At 72.5% G+C, this 15,266-nt stretch carries 11 protein-coding genes; 3 read left to right on the forward strand and 8 right to left on the reverse strand.

Annotation, left to right across the window (positions count from 1 at the left end):
• Positions 1-35: 35 nt before the first annotated feature.
• From KCH87_RS14890 to KCH87_RS14905, 4 genes are read right to left on the reverse strand one after another with little or no spacing between them, the layout of a single operon-like run.
• On the reverse strand, positions 36-1,793 hold the full coding sequence (locus KCH87_RS14890) for an acyl-CoA dehydrogenase (RefSeq protein ID WP_210586542.1): 1,758 nt from the start codon (positions 1,791-1,793) through the stop codon (positions 36-38).
• On the reverse strand, positions 1,793-3,541 hold the full coding sequence (locus tag KCH87_RS14895; protein ID WP_210586543.1) for an acyl-CoA dehydrogenase family protein: 1,749 nt from the start codon (positions 3,539-3,541) through the stop codon (positions 1,793-1,795). Before KCH87_RS14895 ends, KCH87_RS14890 begins: the two co-directional genes overlap by 1 nt.
• A complete protein-coding gene (locus KCH87_RS14900) occupies positions 3,538-5,295 on the reverse strand; it encodes a fatty acyl-AMP ligase (protein ID WP_210586544.1) in 1,758 nt (585 codons plus the stop codon). The genes KCH87_RS14895 and KCH87_RS14900 overlap by 4 nt, the downstream gene beginning before the upstream one ends.
• Positions 5,292-7,187 carry an HAD family hydrolase gene (locus KCH87_RS14905; protein WP_210586545.1) on the reverse strand — a complete coding sequence of 632 codons (1,896 nt, stop codon included), beginning with the start codon at positions 7,185-7,187 and terminating at the stop codon, positions 5,292-5,294. The genes KCH87_RS14900 and KCH87_RS14905 overlap by 4 nt, the downstream gene beginning before the upstream one ends.
• Positions 7,188-7,307: 120 nt before the next feature.
• Between KCH87_RS14905 and KCH87_RS14910 the strand changes: the two genes are divergently transcribed.
• Both KCH87_RS14910 and KCH87_RS14915 read left to right on the forward strand, forming a co-directional pair.
• Entirely contained in the window at positions 7,308-8,558 is a 1,251-nt protein-coding gene (locus KCH87_RS14910; RefSeq protein ID WP_210586546.1) for an FAD-dependent oxidoreductase, read from the forward strand.
• Positions 8,545-9,159 carry an MFS transporter gene (locus tag KCH87_RS14915; RefSeq protein WP_210586547.1) on the forward strand — a complete coding sequence of 205 codons (615 nt, stop codon included), beginning with the start codon at positions 8,545-8,547 and terminating at the stop codon, positions 9,157-9,159. The genes KCH87_RS14910 and KCH87_RS14915 overlap by 14 nt, the downstream gene beginning before the upstream one ends.
• Positions 9,160-9,220: 61 nt before the next feature.
• On the opposite strand, the gene KCH87_RS14920 is transcribed toward KCH87_RS14915, so the two are convergent.
• A complete protein-coding gene (locus tag KCH87_RS14920) occupies positions 9,221-10,033 on the reverse strand; it encodes an alpha/beta fold hydrolase (protein ID WP_308298832.1) in 813 nt (270 codons plus the stop codon).
• Positions 10,030-10,884, reverse strand: coding sequence for an AfsR/SARP family transcriptional regulator (locus KCH87_RS14925; RefSeq protein ID WP_210586548.1), 855 nt, complete (start codon positions 10,882-10,884; stop codon positions 10,030-10,032). The genes KCH87_RS14920 and KCH87_RS14925 overlap by 4 nt, the downstream gene beginning before the upstream one ends.
• A 249-nt stretch (positions 10,885-11,133) precedes the next feature.
• On the opposite strand from KCH87_RS14925, the gene KCH87_RS14930 reads away from it, so the two are divergent.
• Entirely contained in the window at positions 11,134-12,303 is a 1,170-nt protein-coding gene (locus KCH87_RS14930) for a sensor histidine kinase (protein ID WP_210586549.1), read from the forward strand.
• A gap of 20 nt (positions 12,304-12,323) precedes the next feature.
• On the opposite strand, the gene KCH87_RS14935 is transcribed toward KCH87_RS14930, so the two are convergent.
• Together KCH87_RS14935 and KCH87_RS14940 are read right to left on the reverse strand one after the other, a co-directional pair.
• A complete protein-coding gene (locus KCH87_RS14935; protein WP_210586550.1) occupies positions 12,324-12,932 on the reverse strand; it encodes a DNA-binding response regulator in 609 nt (202 codons plus the stop codon).
• Positions 12,933-13,070: 138 nt separating this feature from the next.
• Positions 13,071-15,266, reverse strand: a complete 2,196-nt coding sequence (locus tag KCH87_RS14940) for an MMPL family transporter (RefSeq protein WP_210586551.1) — start codon at positions 15,264-15,266, stop codon at positions 13,071-13,073.

A 15,266-nucleotide genomic window follows, 5' to 3' on the forward strand; every position in this document is an offset into this window, starting at 1 on the left:
AGCGGCAAGAACGAGCGGTCCGCGTGGCGCCGTTGCTACGCGTGGTCGTAGAGATCGAATGAGCGCAACTCCTCGTATCTGCGGAGCAGTTCGGCCCGGAGCGGTTCCGCATACGCCGCCGGGAGCCCGCCCTCGCGCAGGCCCAGCCGACGCGCCGAGCGATGCAGGGCCGCGCCCAGCCACACCGGGTCCGCGAGGAACCCGCCGCGTGCGGTACGCCAGACGCCGACCGCGGCAGCGGCGCCGAGGAGTTCGGCGTACCGCGCGGCCAGGGCGAACGCGGCCGGGGAGGCGAGCGGAGTGCGCTCGGCCGGAGGCAGGGCGCGACAGGCGCGGCGGACGTCGGCCAACTCCACGGCCAGGTCCCGCAGCAGGTCCTGGACGGGTGCCTCCGTCTCCGTGAGCGTCGCGGTGAGCGTGTCCCCGGTCGCCGCGAGTGTGAGCCGGTCGAAGGGGATCCCGGCGGGGACGTCATCGTCCTCGACCGTGAACAGGCCGTCGGTACAGGAGAGTTGTGGTGCCGTCGCCAGTCTCCGCAGCTGTGGCACCAGCGTCGCCAGACAGGCCGTCGGACCGGCATGACCGAGCGAGAGCACCGGCAGGTCCCGCACATGCCGGCCGAAGGCCGCGTGCTCGCCCTCACGGACATAGAAGCGGGCGCCGAGCACCACCGACAGCTCGCGCACGCTGTCCGTGAGCAGCTTCGGCACCAGGTACTTCACGGCCGCCGATGTGACACTTGCCTGCTCGGGCAGCAGATGGACCGTCCGCGCGGCGGCCAGCGACAGGCTGTCGCACAGCAGCAGATCGGCGAACGCGTTCGTCAACACGGCGGCCGCGTGCGGAAGTTGGATGACGTTACGGCGGTACAGGCGCCGTTCGAGCGCGAACCGCAGCACGGTGCGCAGACAGCTGTCCGCCGTCCCGATCGCCATCCCCGGCAGCGCACTCCGCGTCACCTGGAAGGACCGCAGCGCGACCTCACCGCCCCGCCCCTCGTCGCCGACCAGGGCCGACGCGGGCACCGGACAGTCCCGGAAGGCGAGCCCGGAGATCCGGCAGCCGCGCACGCCCGCCGTGCGGTAGCGGGGGAGCGGCTGCCAGCGGTCGGTCGGCACCTCGTCGGGGCCCGCGAGCAGCACCGAGTGGCTGCGGCTGCCCGGCGCCGGGTCGGTACGGGCGAACAGCACCCAGGCCCGCGCCCGGTCCGCGTTGTTGATGACCTCCTTCGCCCCGTACAGGCGATAGCCGCCGCGCCCCGCACGGGCGGTGAAGTCCACGTGCAGGAAGTCGTTGCCGTGCGCGAGCTCGTGGTAGGCGACGGACACCTTGCCGCCGTCCAGCAGCAGACGCCCGAGCCGGTCGCGCTGCTCGGGCGAGCCCGCCGCCCAGACATTCACCGCCGCCATGAAGGACGTGACACCGTGCCCGAGGCCGAGCCCCACATCCCGGCGGAACACCTCGCGCAGCACCCGCACCAGACCGTCCAGCCGGGCCAGCCGCCCGCCCAGCTCCACCGGCACGTACTCGGCGCCGAGCCCGAACCCGTCGAGCAGCGCCTCGCCGTCCGCGCTGGGTTCACCGCGCTCGTCGGCGGCGGTGAACTGCCGTTGGCTGAGCGGGTTTTCCGGGTCGTGGGGATCTCCGAAGGCCCGCGCGAGCTCGGAGGTCCGCTGTGCGATGGGCCGTTGAGCGTCTGCGGGTGCGTTGTGGCCGGTCGCGCAGTTCCCCGCGCCCCTTCGGGGCGCTGCAGAACCGCTGCCGATGTCGCCAGGGCCGCTTTGGTCACGCATTACTCGGCCCCCCGCACCAGATCTAGCCGCAGCAGCGAGAACAGCCGGCCCCGCTCATGCGCGGAGAGAGCCTCTTCCAGCAGGTCGTCATAGGCGTCACCGGCATCCGGCGGCTCCTCGCCCAGCCGTACGAGCAGCCGGTCGAGCACGGCCCGCAGCCACACCCCGTCCCGCCACAGCCCCTCCTCGCCGGCGGCCCCACGCGTGTTGCACACCCACAGCCCCAGACAGGCGGCGGCCGTGACGCACAGGCAGTAGCGGCGGGCCAGTTCGAAGGCGTCCTCCGGGACGTCGGCGACCACGTCGGAGAAACCGGCCATCCGGTCGTGGACCCGGCCGGTGACGTCCAGCAGCCGTAGCGCCGCGTCCACCGCACACTTCAGGGCGGGCTGCTCCGCGGCCTGCTCCCACAGCTCCTCGATCAGCCCGGGCAGCGCGGCAAGCAGCGAACTGCCGTTGCGCGTCTTGAGGGTAAGCCGCGTCGGCTCGAACTCCGGGAGTGCTACGGCGAGTTCACAGGCCGCGAGCGCCGGGGCAGGGTCGGCCGTGCCGCGCCTCCAGTGCCGTACCAGCGAACGGAACTGCTGCACCAGCGAGGTCAGATTGACCAGCGTGTTCCCGTCGAACAGGCCGACGATCCGGTGGTCGCGCTCCACCTTCTGGAACATGCCGTACGGCCCGACGCCCTGCCCCGACACCAGGAACGCCCGCGCCCCGAGCACTCCGCCGAGTGCGCAGAGCACGTCTTCCGTGCCGGTCGGCAGCAGGTACTTCGTCACGGCGGCGATGAGCGACAGTTCGTCCGTGGCCGTGTGCACCATGCGGGACGCGACGAGCGCGAGTGCCTCATGGGCGATGACGTCGGCCGCCGCGGACGCCAGCACATGCCGCGCCTGCGGGAGTTCGGTGAGGCTACGGCCGTACAGGCGGCGTTCGCGGGCGAAGCCGAGGGCGAGGTGCAGGCCGTGGTCGGCGGCGCCGAGGGAGAGGGAGGCGCACATGGTGCGGGTGAGCTGGAGGGCCTTCAGCACCGTCTCGATGCCCGTGCCCTCGGCTCCCACCAGGGCGTGCGGGCCCACCTGCGCGTCGTCCAGGACGATCCCGGAGATGTCGGCGCCGCGGATGCCGTGGGTGGGCACCTTGGGCAGGGAGCGGTAGGTGGCCGGCGCCAGCTCGCGTTTGTCGGTGAGCAGGACGCTGAAGCCGCGGGGGCCGCCCGCCGGGTCCGTGCGGGCCAGGACGGAGAGGAGGGTGCCGCGGGTGGCGTTGTTGATCAGCCACTTCTCGCCGTGCAGCCGCCAGCCGTCGTCGGTCCGTCGCGCGGTCACCTCGCCCGCCAACAGGTCGCTTCCGTGGGCCCGTTCGGTGAGCGCGAGCGCGACCGGCACCCCGGCACGCACGTCCGCGCCGAGCCGCGCCGCCTGCTCGTCGCCGCCCGCGACCCACACGCACACCGCGCCGAGATACGTCTTGCCGTGCGCGACGGCCACCGTCAGATCGCGCCGGGCGACCGTCCGGACGAGCTGGAGCGCATGCTCGTAGTCCCGCAGCCGGCCGCCGTGGCGGACCGGCACGTAGTAGTCGGGCAGGCCCCAGGCGTCGAGGTCGCGGCAGATCTGCGCCGGGAACTCCTCGCGGGCGTCCAGGTCCAGGCAGGTGGCGTACGAGAACGTGGTGCGGGCGTCGGTGGGGTCGCCGAGGGCGTGCTCCAGTTCCTCGGCGAGACGGTAGGGGGAGTGCTCCGTCATGAACTCTCCTCCCGTATGGCCCGTACCGCCGGGTCCAGCACCTCGTACAGCGGTGTCACCTCGCCTTGCAGGAACAGCTCCCGCATCGCACGGCGGCGGACCTTTCCGCTGGTCGTACGGCGGACAGCGCCGGGGCGGACGAGCAGGACGCTGCCGACGGGGAGCGCGAACTCCCGGCCGAGGGTGTGCTGGACGGCGGTCGCGACCTTGTGCAGGTCGCCGTCGGGGACGGCCGCGAGGCGGACCTCCAGGATCAGCACCAGGTGTTCGCGGTCGCCCGCGGTGACGCCGAAGGCGGCGCCCGCGCCCCGTGCCAGCGACGGATCGGCCGACCTGGCGGCGCGCTCGACGTCGTGCGGGTAGAGGTTGCGGCCCGCGAGGACCACGACCTCCTTGATCCGGCCGGTGACATACAACTCGCCGCCGTCCAGGACCCCCAGGTCGCCCGTGCGCACCCAGCCGTCCGGGCGGAAGCACTCCGCGGTGGCCGCCTTGTTGCCGTAGTAGCCCGCCGTCACGCTCGGTCCGCGCACCCACACCTCGCCGACCTGCCCGTCCCCCAGCTCGCCGCCCGTCTCCGGGTCGCTGATCCGTACCTCGCAGTCGCGGACCGTGCCGCTGGAGACGAGGGTGCGGTCGGTGCCCTCGGCCAGGACGCCCTGTTCGAGGGCGGCGGAGTCGACCGTCACAACGGTGGGCCGCCTCGCCGCGTCGGCGCCGGTGACCAGGAGCGTCGTCTCCGCGAGGCCGTAGCACGGGGTGAACGCCTCGGCGCGGAAACCGGCCGGGGCGAACCGTTCGGCGAACGCCCGCAGGGTCTCGGCGCGTACCGGCTCGGCTCCGTTCGGAGCGACCCGCCAGCTGGACAGGTCGAGCTGCTCCAGCTGCTCGTCGGTGATACGGCGGGTGCACAGCTCGAACGCGAAGTCGGGCGCACCCGAACCCTCGACCTGGTAGGTGCCGATCATCTCCAGCCAGCGCCGGGGCCGCTTCAGGAACGACAGCGGCGACATCTGGACCGAGACGCCGCCCGCGTACAGCGGCTGGAGGAGATGACCGATCAGGCCGAGGTCGTGGTAGTGCGGCAGCCAGCCGCCGACGACCATGTGCTCCCCGGTGCCGGCCCAGCGGTGGATCGCCGCCTCGTTGGCGAGCAGATTGGCGTGCGTGACCATGACGCCCTTGGGATCGCTGGTCGAGCCCGATGTGTACTGGAGGAAGGCGAGATCGTCCGGGCGGACGGACGTCGGGCGCCACTGCTCGGGGTCGGGGGCGTGCATCAGCGCCCCCGCGTCGGTGGCCAGGGTGTGGACATGGGGCAGTTCCAGAGAGTCCAGCCAGGCCTGGAGCAGGGGCGCGTACGTGGACGTCGTGAGCACGGCCACCGCTTCCGAGTCCCGCAATATGCCGCCCACGCGGGCGAGTTGCTCGCCCTGGTCCGTGGGCAGCGGGGCCGGTACCGCGACGGCGCCGGCGTACAGGCAGCCCGCGAACGCCGTCAGGAACGCCGGGCCCGGCGGGTGCAGCAGCAGCACCGGGCGGCCGGTCGCGCGCCGCTCCTGGAGCCAGGCCGCGACTCTGCGCGCCTGTACGTCCAGGTCGCCGTATGTCAGCTGCTCGGGATCGGTGCCGTCCGACCGGTCCGGGAGGTAGATGAACGCGGCGCGCTCCGGGTGCGCGGCGGCACGCTCCAGGACGACGCGGGTGAACGTGTCCGCCTGCGCCGGTGCGAAGCGGAGCGGTGTGCTGGTCACGGCCGTCCTCCTGTCACGGTGAGTGCGATGTGGCCGGGCACGGCGGGCAGATCCCGTAACGCGTGCCGGTACTCGGCGGTCCCGTCGGGCCCCGGCGGGCCGGCCGGAGTGCAGCCGAGCGAGAGATAGAAGTCCGCGAAGCGGTGGTTCTTCGCGGTGGGCCGGAACCGGCCGTGCAGCGCGGCCGCGCCCGCGTCCCGGGCCAGCGCCAACACCCCGCCGAACGCCGCGTGTTCGATATGGCGGCCGAAGACCCGGCAGCTGAGCAGCGCGTTGTCGATGCGCCAGCCGTCGTCCTCGTACGTCACGAACACCGCCCCGACCAGGCCGTTGTCGCCGAACCGGTCGCGGGCGGCGACGGTGAGGACCAGGCCCGACTCGGCCGCCTCGCTCACCTCGTCCGCCGTCAGACGCCGGGTCGTCAGATTGAACTGGTTGGTGCGCTGGGTGAGTTGGGCGACCCGCGCCACCTCGTGCGGCCGCAGCGGGGCCACGTCCACCGCCACGTCGAGCCGCGCGAGGAAGTCCTCGTACGACTCGGCGCCCTCCAGCAGCTCCCGCCGCTCGCCCTCGCTGCGGTACTGCGCGCCGCGCTGCCGGTCCGTGTCCGTCAGCTCCGGCACGTCGAACCAGCCGTCGGCGAGGAGGCGTTCGGGATGCAGCGCCGGTTCGTCGTCCAGCGGTACGACCGCCACCTCCGGCAGCGCCGCGGAGACCTGCGCCCGCTCGAACGGCGAGTCGTCCGCGAAGACAAGACTGTCCACCCCGAGCCCCAGCCGTCCGGCGATCACCCGCAACCCCTCGTCCTTGGGCCCCCAGTCACCTCGTACGACGGTGAACTCGTCCTCGGACAGGGCCATGTCGGGGTGGGTGCGCAGGACGTGGACCAGCGGCTCCTGGTCGTTCTTCGAGCAGACGGCGAGCAGCACGCCCTGGGCGCCGAGCTGCCGTATCACCCGCTGGAACCGGCCGAAGGCCTCGCCGCGCAGGGTGGAGGCGGCGGCGATGCCCTCGGGGCCCGCGTCGCCGAGGACGCCGTCCCACAGGGTGTTGTCCGCGTCCAGGACCAGGACCTTCTTCGTGCGGCCGCGCAGGGTGCGGGCCAGATGGGCGACCTCGCGGGCGTACCCGGCGAGCAGGTCGGCGCCGAGGCGGGCGCGGGCGTATCCGGCGAGGCGGGTGTCGCGGACCGGGCCGCTCGCGTTCGCCAGGGGCTCCAGGTCGACGGTGTGGGTACGGCGGTGGGCGGTGGCGAGCCGGAGCAGGCCTGCGTTCAACTCCCGCCATGCCGCACCCAGTTCGATGCGCGAACGGTGATCGACGAGTTGGTGCGTGTGCTCGCGCAGGAGCGGGAGGGTGTTGAGGACGAGGGTGCCCTGGCCGTGCCGGGCGTGGTGGGCGGTGAGACGGTCGAGGCGGGCGAGGACGTCCCGTGCGGCCGACGTGGCGTCCTTCGCCGTCCAGGGCGTCGGGAGCGAGTCGAAGACCACCGAGGCGTCGAGCACACACAGGGCGAGGGCCGTGCCGGGCGCGTACACGGAGCTGTGTGCGTCCAGCAGGGCCCGTTCCCAGGCGCCGTGGTCACCGGTGAGCGGGCCGAGCAGCAGCCGGTGCCTGGCCAGCTCCGCGGTCAGCGAAGGAACCAGGCCGTCGAGCGTGCCGCTGCCGTCGATCGACACGGTGAGTGTCTCGGTCCCGGTCCGGGCGAGCTGGTCGCGGACGGATCCGATGAGCCGTCCCGCCGTCCGTAGCGCCGCCGCCGGGTCGTCGCCGGTGGCCAGTCGGTCGAGCAGCGCGGGCAGATCGTGCCGGCGTGCCGTCAGGCTGCCGTCGGAGTGCATCAGGCGCAGCCGGTCGAGTGGACCGGCAGCCGCCGTCGTCTCGGTGGTCATGGCAGGGAGCCTGCGAGCCGGGCCTTAACGGTCCCTTGTGCGGTCCGTGGTGGCGCAAGGCGGGCGCAAGTGCGGCTGCCGAGGGTGGGCACGACCGTACGGCCCAGGGAAGGCGGGACGATGGACGAAACAGGGCGCGAACTGCGTACCCAGGTCTGTGTGGTGGGCGGTGGACCCGCCGGACTCACCCTCGCCGTGGAACTCGCCCGGCGCGGGATCGATGTCGTCGTGCTGGAGGCGTCGAAGCACTTCAACCGCTCGTTCCGCGGCGAGTCCGTGTCACCCGACTCGGTGTGGCTCCTGGACCGGCTGGGCATCCTCGACCGGCTCGGCGGGGCCTACGTCCAGATGCACCGATTCGAGATCGAGGACTCCGGGCGCACCGTGCTCCACGCCGACTTCGACCGCTTCCCGTATCCGCACCCGTTCCCCGTCGAGCTTCCGCAGCACACCCTGCTGACGACGCTCGCCGAAGCCGGCGCCGAGAACCCCGCGTTCACGCTGATCCAGGGCGCGACGGCCACGGAGTTGCTGCGGGACGGGGGCAAGGTCACCGGCGTGCGGGCGCGCACTCCCGACGGTGAGACGACCATCCGTGCCACGCTCACCGTCGGCGCGGACGGCCGGTTCAGCAAGGTGCGGGAGATGGCGGGGCTCGACGCGCAGGTCACGCCGCTCGACCGTGACGTTGTCTGGCTCAAGCTGCCGTTCCCGTACGACAGTTGGGACGACCACACGTACCGGGTGCGCATCCGGGGCGACCAGCACGGGCTGTTCATCCCGACCCGGCCCGACAGTGTGCGCGTCGGCTTCAACATTCCCAAGGGTGGCTTGAAGGAGATCCGCAAACACGGGCTGCCGCTGCTGCACCGGCGACTCGATCTGCTCGCGTCCGAACTGTCGGACACCGTTCGCAAGCACATCCGTGGGTGGTCGGACACATCCATGCTCGACATCTTCACGACCGTGGTTCCGCGTTGGTCCGCCCCCGGTCTCGTCCTCATCGGCGACGCGGCGCACACCCTCACACCGATCCTCGGCCAGGGAGTCAACCACGCCATCATCGACGCCGTGACGCTGGCGCCGCTGCTGGAGGAGGCGCTCCCCGGGGGCCCGGCCGCGCTCACCGACGCGACCGACCGCTTCCAGCGCGCCCGCGAGGCCTCCGTGGCCCGCTCCCGCGCCCTCCAGCTGCGCCAGGAACGCCTCTTCTCCCTCGGCGGCCGAATCGGCGGCGCCTGGCGCCGCACCCTGTACCGGACCGTCGACCACAGCGAACGCCTCACCCACAAGGTCCTCGCGGGCGCCTACTTCCAGCTTCAGAAGCCGGGGGAGCGGGTCGCCAAGGTGCAGCAGGATGTCCATGGTTGACGCACCCCGTCCACTCCTCGCCGCCCTCGCCCTCCACCAGTTCGTCATCGCCGGGGCCGGTGCCGTCGTCGCGCCGCTCGGGGAGGAGCTGCGGGCGGCGAACGGGCTGCCGGCGACCTTGTTGCCGTGGGCCGTCATCGCGTACGCGGTCGGGCTCGGCGCCCTCGTCCTGCCCGCCCGGCGCCTCGGCCGACGGACCGGTCCGCTGGCGATGCTGCTCATCGGGCTGTGGCTGTTCGCCCAGGCCTCCGTCGCCTGCACGCTCGTACCGGACGCCGAACCCTTCCTCGCGCTGCGGGCGGCGCAGGGCGCGGGCGCGGCCGCACTGACCGCCGCCGCGCTGCTCGTCGTGCCGGCGCACACGAACCGGCTGATCGTGGTGTGGGGCGCGATGATCGTCGCCGGGCTGACCGCGGGACTGGTCGCCGGCGCCAACATGCCCGCGTCCCACTGGCGTTGGACGTTCTGGGCCGACGTGCCCCTGGCCGCCGCCGGCGGGGTCACGGCGATCAGGATCCTTCGCGTGCGGAGGCGGCGGGGTCCGGCCCCGGCCGCCGTGCGGGATGCGGCGCCGCAGCCGGTCCGGGACGCAGCGGCGTGACGTACCGCCGTATCACTGTCGCCACCACGTCGAGCAGGGCCGGCTCTGCGTCCGCCATTCCCTATCCTTCGCGTGCGGAGGCAGCGGGGTCCGGCCCCGGCCGCCGTATGGGACGCGGCGGCGTGATGTACCGCCGTACTACTGTCGCCACCACGTCGAGCAGGGCCGGTTCGTGGGTGCGGAGGAAGAAGTGGCCGCCCGGCACGGTCCACAGCTCCCAGCCGCGGGCGGCGCAGGTCCGCCACTCCCTGACGTCCGCCCTGGGCACCAACTCGTCCGTCTCCCCGGCGAACAGATGCAGCGGGACGTCGACCGGATCAGCCGTCCCCTCCGCGTCGGCGCACAGGCCGAGGTCGTCCCGCACCACCGGCAGCAGCGCCGGCAGCCACTCCGGATGCCCGAGCAGCACCGGCGGCAGACCACCGAGCGCCGCCAGCTCCCGGGCCAGCTCCTCGTCCGACGCGTCCGGGCCGCCGATCCTCGGCGGGGGCAGCTGCGGGGCGCGGTACGCGGCGAGCAGCGCGGCACTCGGCAGCCGGGCGCCGCGCTGTCGGCGCCGCCGTACGATCTCGTACGCGAGCAGCGCGCCCATGCTGTGCCCGTACAGCAGCACCGGCGGCCCGTCCGCGTCCAGCACCGGCCCCAGCTCGGCGTCCAACTCGGCGACGAGCGGGGCCAGTTCGGTGCGGCGAGGCTCGGCGAAACGGCCCTCGCGGCCGGGCAGCCGGACCGCCAGGACGTCCACCGCGGCGCCCCGCCGGGCCAGCCCCCGCTCCCAGCGCGCGTAGGCGGAGGCGCCCCCGCCCGCGTACGGGAAGCAGAGCAGCCGCCCGGCGGCGTCGGGCCGTGGTGGACGCGACAGGTACTCCGTCACCGCGCCGCCAGCGGTCGCGGCAACGAGGTCCCCCCGCTCTCCAGCGCCGGATCCCCGCGCAGCACCGCCGCGTGCAACTCCTGTAGCCGGGGCGACGGTTCGAGCCCCATTTCGTCCACGAGGGTGCGATGCAGCGTGCGGAACGTCTCCAGGGCCTGCCAGGAGCGGCCGCACCGGTGCAGGGCGAGGATCAGCTGCGCGTGCAGGGTCTCGTGCAGCGGGAACCGGGAGGCGAGCGAGGCGAGTTCACCGAGCACGGCCCGGTGCCGGCCGAGCCGCAGCTCCGCGTCGAAGCGCTCCTCGAAGGCCGCCATCCGCAGCTCATCGAGTCGCAGCACCTCGGACCGCAGTACGAACCCCGGCTCCACATCGGCGAGTACCGGCCCCCGCCACAGCCTGAGTGCCCGCACCAGCAGCGCGCAGCCCTCCGCGACCATCCCCGCCTCCAGCGCATGGCGGCCCGCCGTGGCGAGCCGTTCGAAGCGGGCGGCGTCGGTCGAGGCGGCGGGGACATCGAGGAGGTAGCCCCCCGGGACGCGCCGCAGCACGTCCCGGGGGCCGACGGCCTGTGCCGGAAGTGGCGCCACCTCCGGCACAGACCATGAAGGCACGTCGGAATCAAGTGCGTGCGCGATGAGCCGGCGAAGCTGTTTCACATACGTGTGGAGCGTGGCCTCGGCCGAACGCGGCGGCCGGTCCCCCCACAGCTCGTCCACCAGTACGGAAACACTCACCGGACGCCCGCAGTCGAGCCCGAGCAGCGCCAGGACCTTGCGTGGTTTTGCGGCACTCGGAACGACTGACGACTGCCCGATCCGGGCGCCGAGCGGTCCGAGTAAGGCGATCTCCATCAAGTTGCCCCCCAGATGGTTCAGCACGCCGCATGGAATGCCCTTTCGACGGTGGCAGCAGGGGTGCACCGGGCGCCAGTGACCACGGCACGAAGCCGACATGAATCCATCACGCACCCACATGGGTGTTATGGCTCAATTCGGCGGCGTAACAGATGCGCACTGTCGGCAGCGGCTCCGCCTCGCCTACCATCCGCCCGTCTGGACCCGAGAGTCGGGAGACTCCGGGGAGACTCTGGGGGGAGTCCGATGTCCGCACCGGCCGAATGGGCGCTTGGCGTGCCCGCACGTGCCACCGCACCACAGACCGCACCGGGGCATGCCACGCGCGCTGTCCTGGTCATTCCCGTCGTGTTCCTGCCCCTGGGTGTGTGCGCGATCACCGCCGAACACCCGGGCCCGGCCGCCGCCGCACTCGGAGTGGCCGCGCTCATGGGGACGTACGTCCTGTTCCTGCTGCTCAGCCTGCCGTTACGGCCCCGGATCCGCGGGCACCGGCTGGGGCTGACGCTCACCGCACAAGGGGTCCTCGGCTTTCTGCCCGTCATCGCGCCGGGACCCGTGTGGCCCGGGATGGCCGGATACTTCGCCGGCTCACTGCTGCTGACGGTGACGGCGCGCACGGGCCGGGTACTCGCCGCGCTCGCCGTCGCCGGGGTGTGCGCCGCCGCCTTCGGGGAGGGCGCCGGGCTCGCCCGCTGGCTGTACGCGGGCTGGTCCACCGCCGTCGTCGCCCTCGTCGTGTACGGCACCGCACGCCTGAGCCGGCTGGTGCGGACCGCCCGTGAGGAGCGGGAGATGCTGGCCTGGCGCGCCGTGGAGCAGGAGCGCCGCCGCTACGCCCGCGACCTGCACGACCTACTCGGCTACAGCCTCTCCGCGATCACCCTCAAGGGAGACCTCGCACAACGACTCGTACGGCAGCAACCCGAGCGGTCCCGGCAGGAGCTGGACGGACTGCTGGTCGTGGCCCGCCAGGCGCTGTCCGACGTACGCACCGTGGCACGCGGCTACCGCGATCTGTCGCTCACCGCGGAGGCGGAGTCGGCGCGTTCGCTGCTCACCGCCGGCGACGTCCGCGCCAGTGTGGACCTGCGCTGCGAGAGCCAGGGGCCCGTCGGGACGGTGCTGGCCACGGTACTGCGGGAGGGCGTCACCAACATCGTCCGGCACAGCAAGGCCACCGAGTGCCGGATCGAGACCCGGCGCACGGACGGGGGGTTCGTGCGGCTGGTCATCTCCAACGACGGGGTGGGAGCGGCGCGTTCGGGTCCCTTCCCATGTCTGGAGGGCGGTGGCTCGGGAGGTCTCTCCAACCTCGCCGAGCGGCTCGCGGCGATCGGCGGCCGGCTCAGCGTGGACACCGACGAACGTGGGTGGTACCGGGTGACGGCGGAGGCGCCTGCGCATCTCGGGTAGCGACAGGTGGCTTCGGGTAGCTACAGCAGCCAGCCCGACTCCTGTGCGATCCGCACCGCGTCCAGCCTGTTGCGCGCGTTGAGCTTGGTGACGACGGAGGTGAGGTAGTTCCGGACGGTGCCCGTCGACAGATGCAGCGCCTCGGCGATCTCCGTGGCGTCGGCACCCCGCGCCGCCCAGCGCAGGATCTCCGTCTCGCGCTCGGTGAGCGGGGACTCCCCGTCGGAGAAGGCGGACAGCGCCAGCTCCGGGTCGACGACCCGCTCACCCTCGGCGGCCTTGCGGACCACCTCGGCGAGATAGGAGGCGGGCGAGTCCTTCAGGACGAACCCGGTGACCCGCTCGGCCAGGGCCCGGCGCAGGGTACCGGGCTTGCCGAGGCTGGTGAGGATGACGGTACGGCAGCCGGGCAGCCGCTCGTGCAGCTGCGCCGCCGCCGTGATGCCGTCTATGCGGGGCAGGTCGAGGTCGATGACCGCGACGTCGGGCCGGGAGGCGAGCGCGGCGTCGAGCACCTCGTCCCCCGATTCGACTTCCGCGACCACCTCCAGGTCGGGCTCCAGGTTGAGCAGTGCCACAAGGGCACCGCGCACCATGGAGACGTCCTCGGCCAGCAGGATCCGAATCAATCCACCCCCCAGGCAGATGCGGACAGAAGGTCCGCCGATTGTGGCCCGGAGTGTAGCCCTGCCTTATGGCCGTTTTGTGAGGGATTTGTGCGGAGGGTAGAGGTGTGGTAACGCTCTGCCATGTATGTGGGGTTGGCGCTATTGAGGCACCAACTCCCGTGTGTCTGTGGTGTTTTCGGTCATTCCCGCGCGCCGGTGCAGCTTCCGCAGTGCGCGCGGCGCCCACCAGGTGGCCCGTCCGGTCAGCCGCAGCACGGCGGGCACCAGCAGGCTCCGCACCACCATGGCGTCCATCAGCACCGCGAGCCCCACACCCAGGCCGAGCATCTTGATGTTCGTGACCCGAGAGGTGCCGATGGCGACCATCACCACGGCCAGGATCAGCGCCGCCGCGGTGATCAGCCCGCCGGTGCGGCGGATGCCGTCCGCGATCGCGGCCCGGTGGTCGCCGCCGGCCTCGTACTCCTCCTTGATACGGGAGATGAGGAACACCCCGTAGTCCATCGAGAGCCCGAACGCCACACAGAACATCAGCACGGGGAGTGCGGTTTCGATATCACCCGTGGGCGTGAATCCGAGCGGCCCCGACAGATGGCCCTGCTGGAAGACCCACACCATCGCCCCGAACATCGCGGTCAGACTCAGGGCGTTGAGCACGATCGCGAGGACCGGCAGCAGCACACTGCCGGTGAACAGGAAGACCAGGATCAGTGTGGCGGCGGCGATGATGCCCAGCGCCCAGGGGAGACGTTCGGCGGTGCCGTCCTGGGTGTCGGCGAGGACGGCGGCGGGGCCCGTCACCGAGGCGTCGAAGGGCGCCGGGACATCCCGGATCTCGTCCACCAGGTCCAGGCTGGAGCGCGAAGTGGCCTCACCGGAGTGCAGCACGGTGAGGTACCCCGGCTGCTCGTCCGCACCGGCCCGCGCACCCTTCACGAACTGCCCTGCCGGGCCTGTCACTTGGACCACGTGCGGCAGTGCGGAGACCTCGCGGCTGTAGCCGGCGACCGCCTCCCGGTCCGGGGAGCCCTCGATGAGTACGGTGAGCGCGCTGCCCGGACTCGCCGGGAAATCCTCCCTCAGCTGCTGCTGCACGACCCGCGGACCGGACGACTCGGGCAGCTGCCGGTCGTCCGCCGTGCCGAAGTGGACGTCCTTGAAGGGCAGGCCGAGGGCCACGAGAACGGCCACCGTGCCGACGAGGAAGTACGGGGCGCGGCGCATCACGAGCCGCGCGAGCCGTCCCCAGACCGCCCCCGGTTCTCCCGACTTCTGCCTGGAGAGCGGCAGGCGCAGCGCGTTCACCCGCCGCCCCAGCAGGACCAGCACGGCAGGCAGCGCGATCAGCGAGGCCGCCGCCGCGATCAGCACGACGGCGATCCCGGCGTACGCGAACGACTTGAGGAAGTACTGCTGGAACACGAACATCGACGCCAGGCACGCGGCGACGGTCAGCGCCGAGAACAGCACGGTCCGGCCCGCCGTCCGCAGCGTCGCGATCACCGCCGCCCGGGGTTCGAGCCCCGCCGCCAGCTCCTCGCGGTGCCGGCGCACGATGAGCAGGGCGTAGTCGATGGCGAGCCCGAGCCCCAGCGCCGTGGTCAGATTCTGCGCGTACACCGAGACATCGGTGAACTCGGTGACGATCCGCAGCACCGCGTTCGTGCCGAGGATCGCCACGATCCCCACCAGCAGCGGCAGCAGCGCCGCGACCGCACTGCCGAACACGATCACCAGCAGGACGAGAGTGAGCGGCAGCGCGATCATCTCGGCCCGCACCAGATCCTCGGCGATCACCTCCTGCGAGGCGTGCCGCACGGCGGCCGGACCGCCCAACTCCACGTCCACCACACCGTGTTCACCGCTGAAGCGCGGCTCCAGGGCCTTGAGGGTGTCGTCGACGGCATCCTCGTTGCCGCTCAGGTGCGCGGTGATCAGCGCCTCGCCGCCGTCCCTCGCGCGCAGCGACCTGTCACCGCCGTCCCAGTACGAGACGACCCCGCCGACGCCGGGTTCCTGCGCCAGACCGCGGGCGAGGGAGCGGGCCTCGGCGGTCACCTTCGGATCGTCGACACCGTTCGGTGCGCTGACCAGCAGCAGCAGATTCGGCTGGGACGCGGGAAAGCGCTTCTCCAACTGGGCGGTGGCGTACGTCGATTCGGAGCCCGGGATCTGCGAGCCGCCGCTGCCGAGCCGATCCGCGACCCCCTTGCCGAGCAGTACGGCCGCCGCGGTGAGCAGCAGCACGAGCAGCAGGGTGAGGCGTGGACGGGCGGTGAGCGCACGGGTCGTACGACTGCTGTCCGGTGGGGTGGGCGGGGGCGAGCTGGTCAT

The organism is Streptomyces sp. GESEQ-35, assembly GCF_017948485.1.
Taxonomy (GTDB): Bacteria; Actinomycetota; Actinomycetes; order Streptomycetales; family Streptomycetaceae; genus Streptomyces.

Bases quoted from the DNA above. Each gene is read 5' to 3' on its own strand.
- KCH87_RS14895 (WP_210586543.1), bottom strand. From the start codon at position 3,541: ATGACGGAGCACTCCCCCTACCGTCTCGCCGAGGAACTGGAGCACGCC.
- KCH87_RS14890 (WP_210586542.1), bottom strand. From the start codon at position 1,793: ATGCGTGACCAAAGCGGCCCTGGCGACATCGGCAGCGGTTCTGCAGCG.
- KCH87_RS14940 (WP_210586551.1), bottom strand. From the start codon at position 15,266: ATGACCAGCTCGCCCCCGCCCACCCCACCGGACAGCAGTCGTACGACC.
- KCH87_RS14905 (WP_210586545.1), bottom strand. From the start codon at position 7,187: ATGACCACCGAGACGACGGCGGCTGCCGGTCCACTCGACCGGCTGCGC.
- KCH87_RS14925 (WP_210586548.1), bottom strand. From the start codon at position 10,884: ATGGAGATCGCCTTACTCGGACCGCTCGGCGCCCGGATCGGGCAGTCG.
- KCH87_RS14930 (WP_210586549.1), top strand. From the start codon at position 11,134: ATGTCCGCACCGGCCGAATGGGCGCTTGGCGTGCCCGCACGTGCCACC.
- KCH87_RS14915 (WP_210586547.1), top strand. From the start codon at position 8,545: ATGTCCATGGTTGACGCACCCCGTCCACTCCTCGCCGCCCTCGCCCTC.
- KCH87_RS14910 (WP_210586546.1), top strand. From the start codon at position 7,308: ATGGACGAAACAGGGCGCGAACTGCGTACCCAGGTCTGTGTGGTGGGC.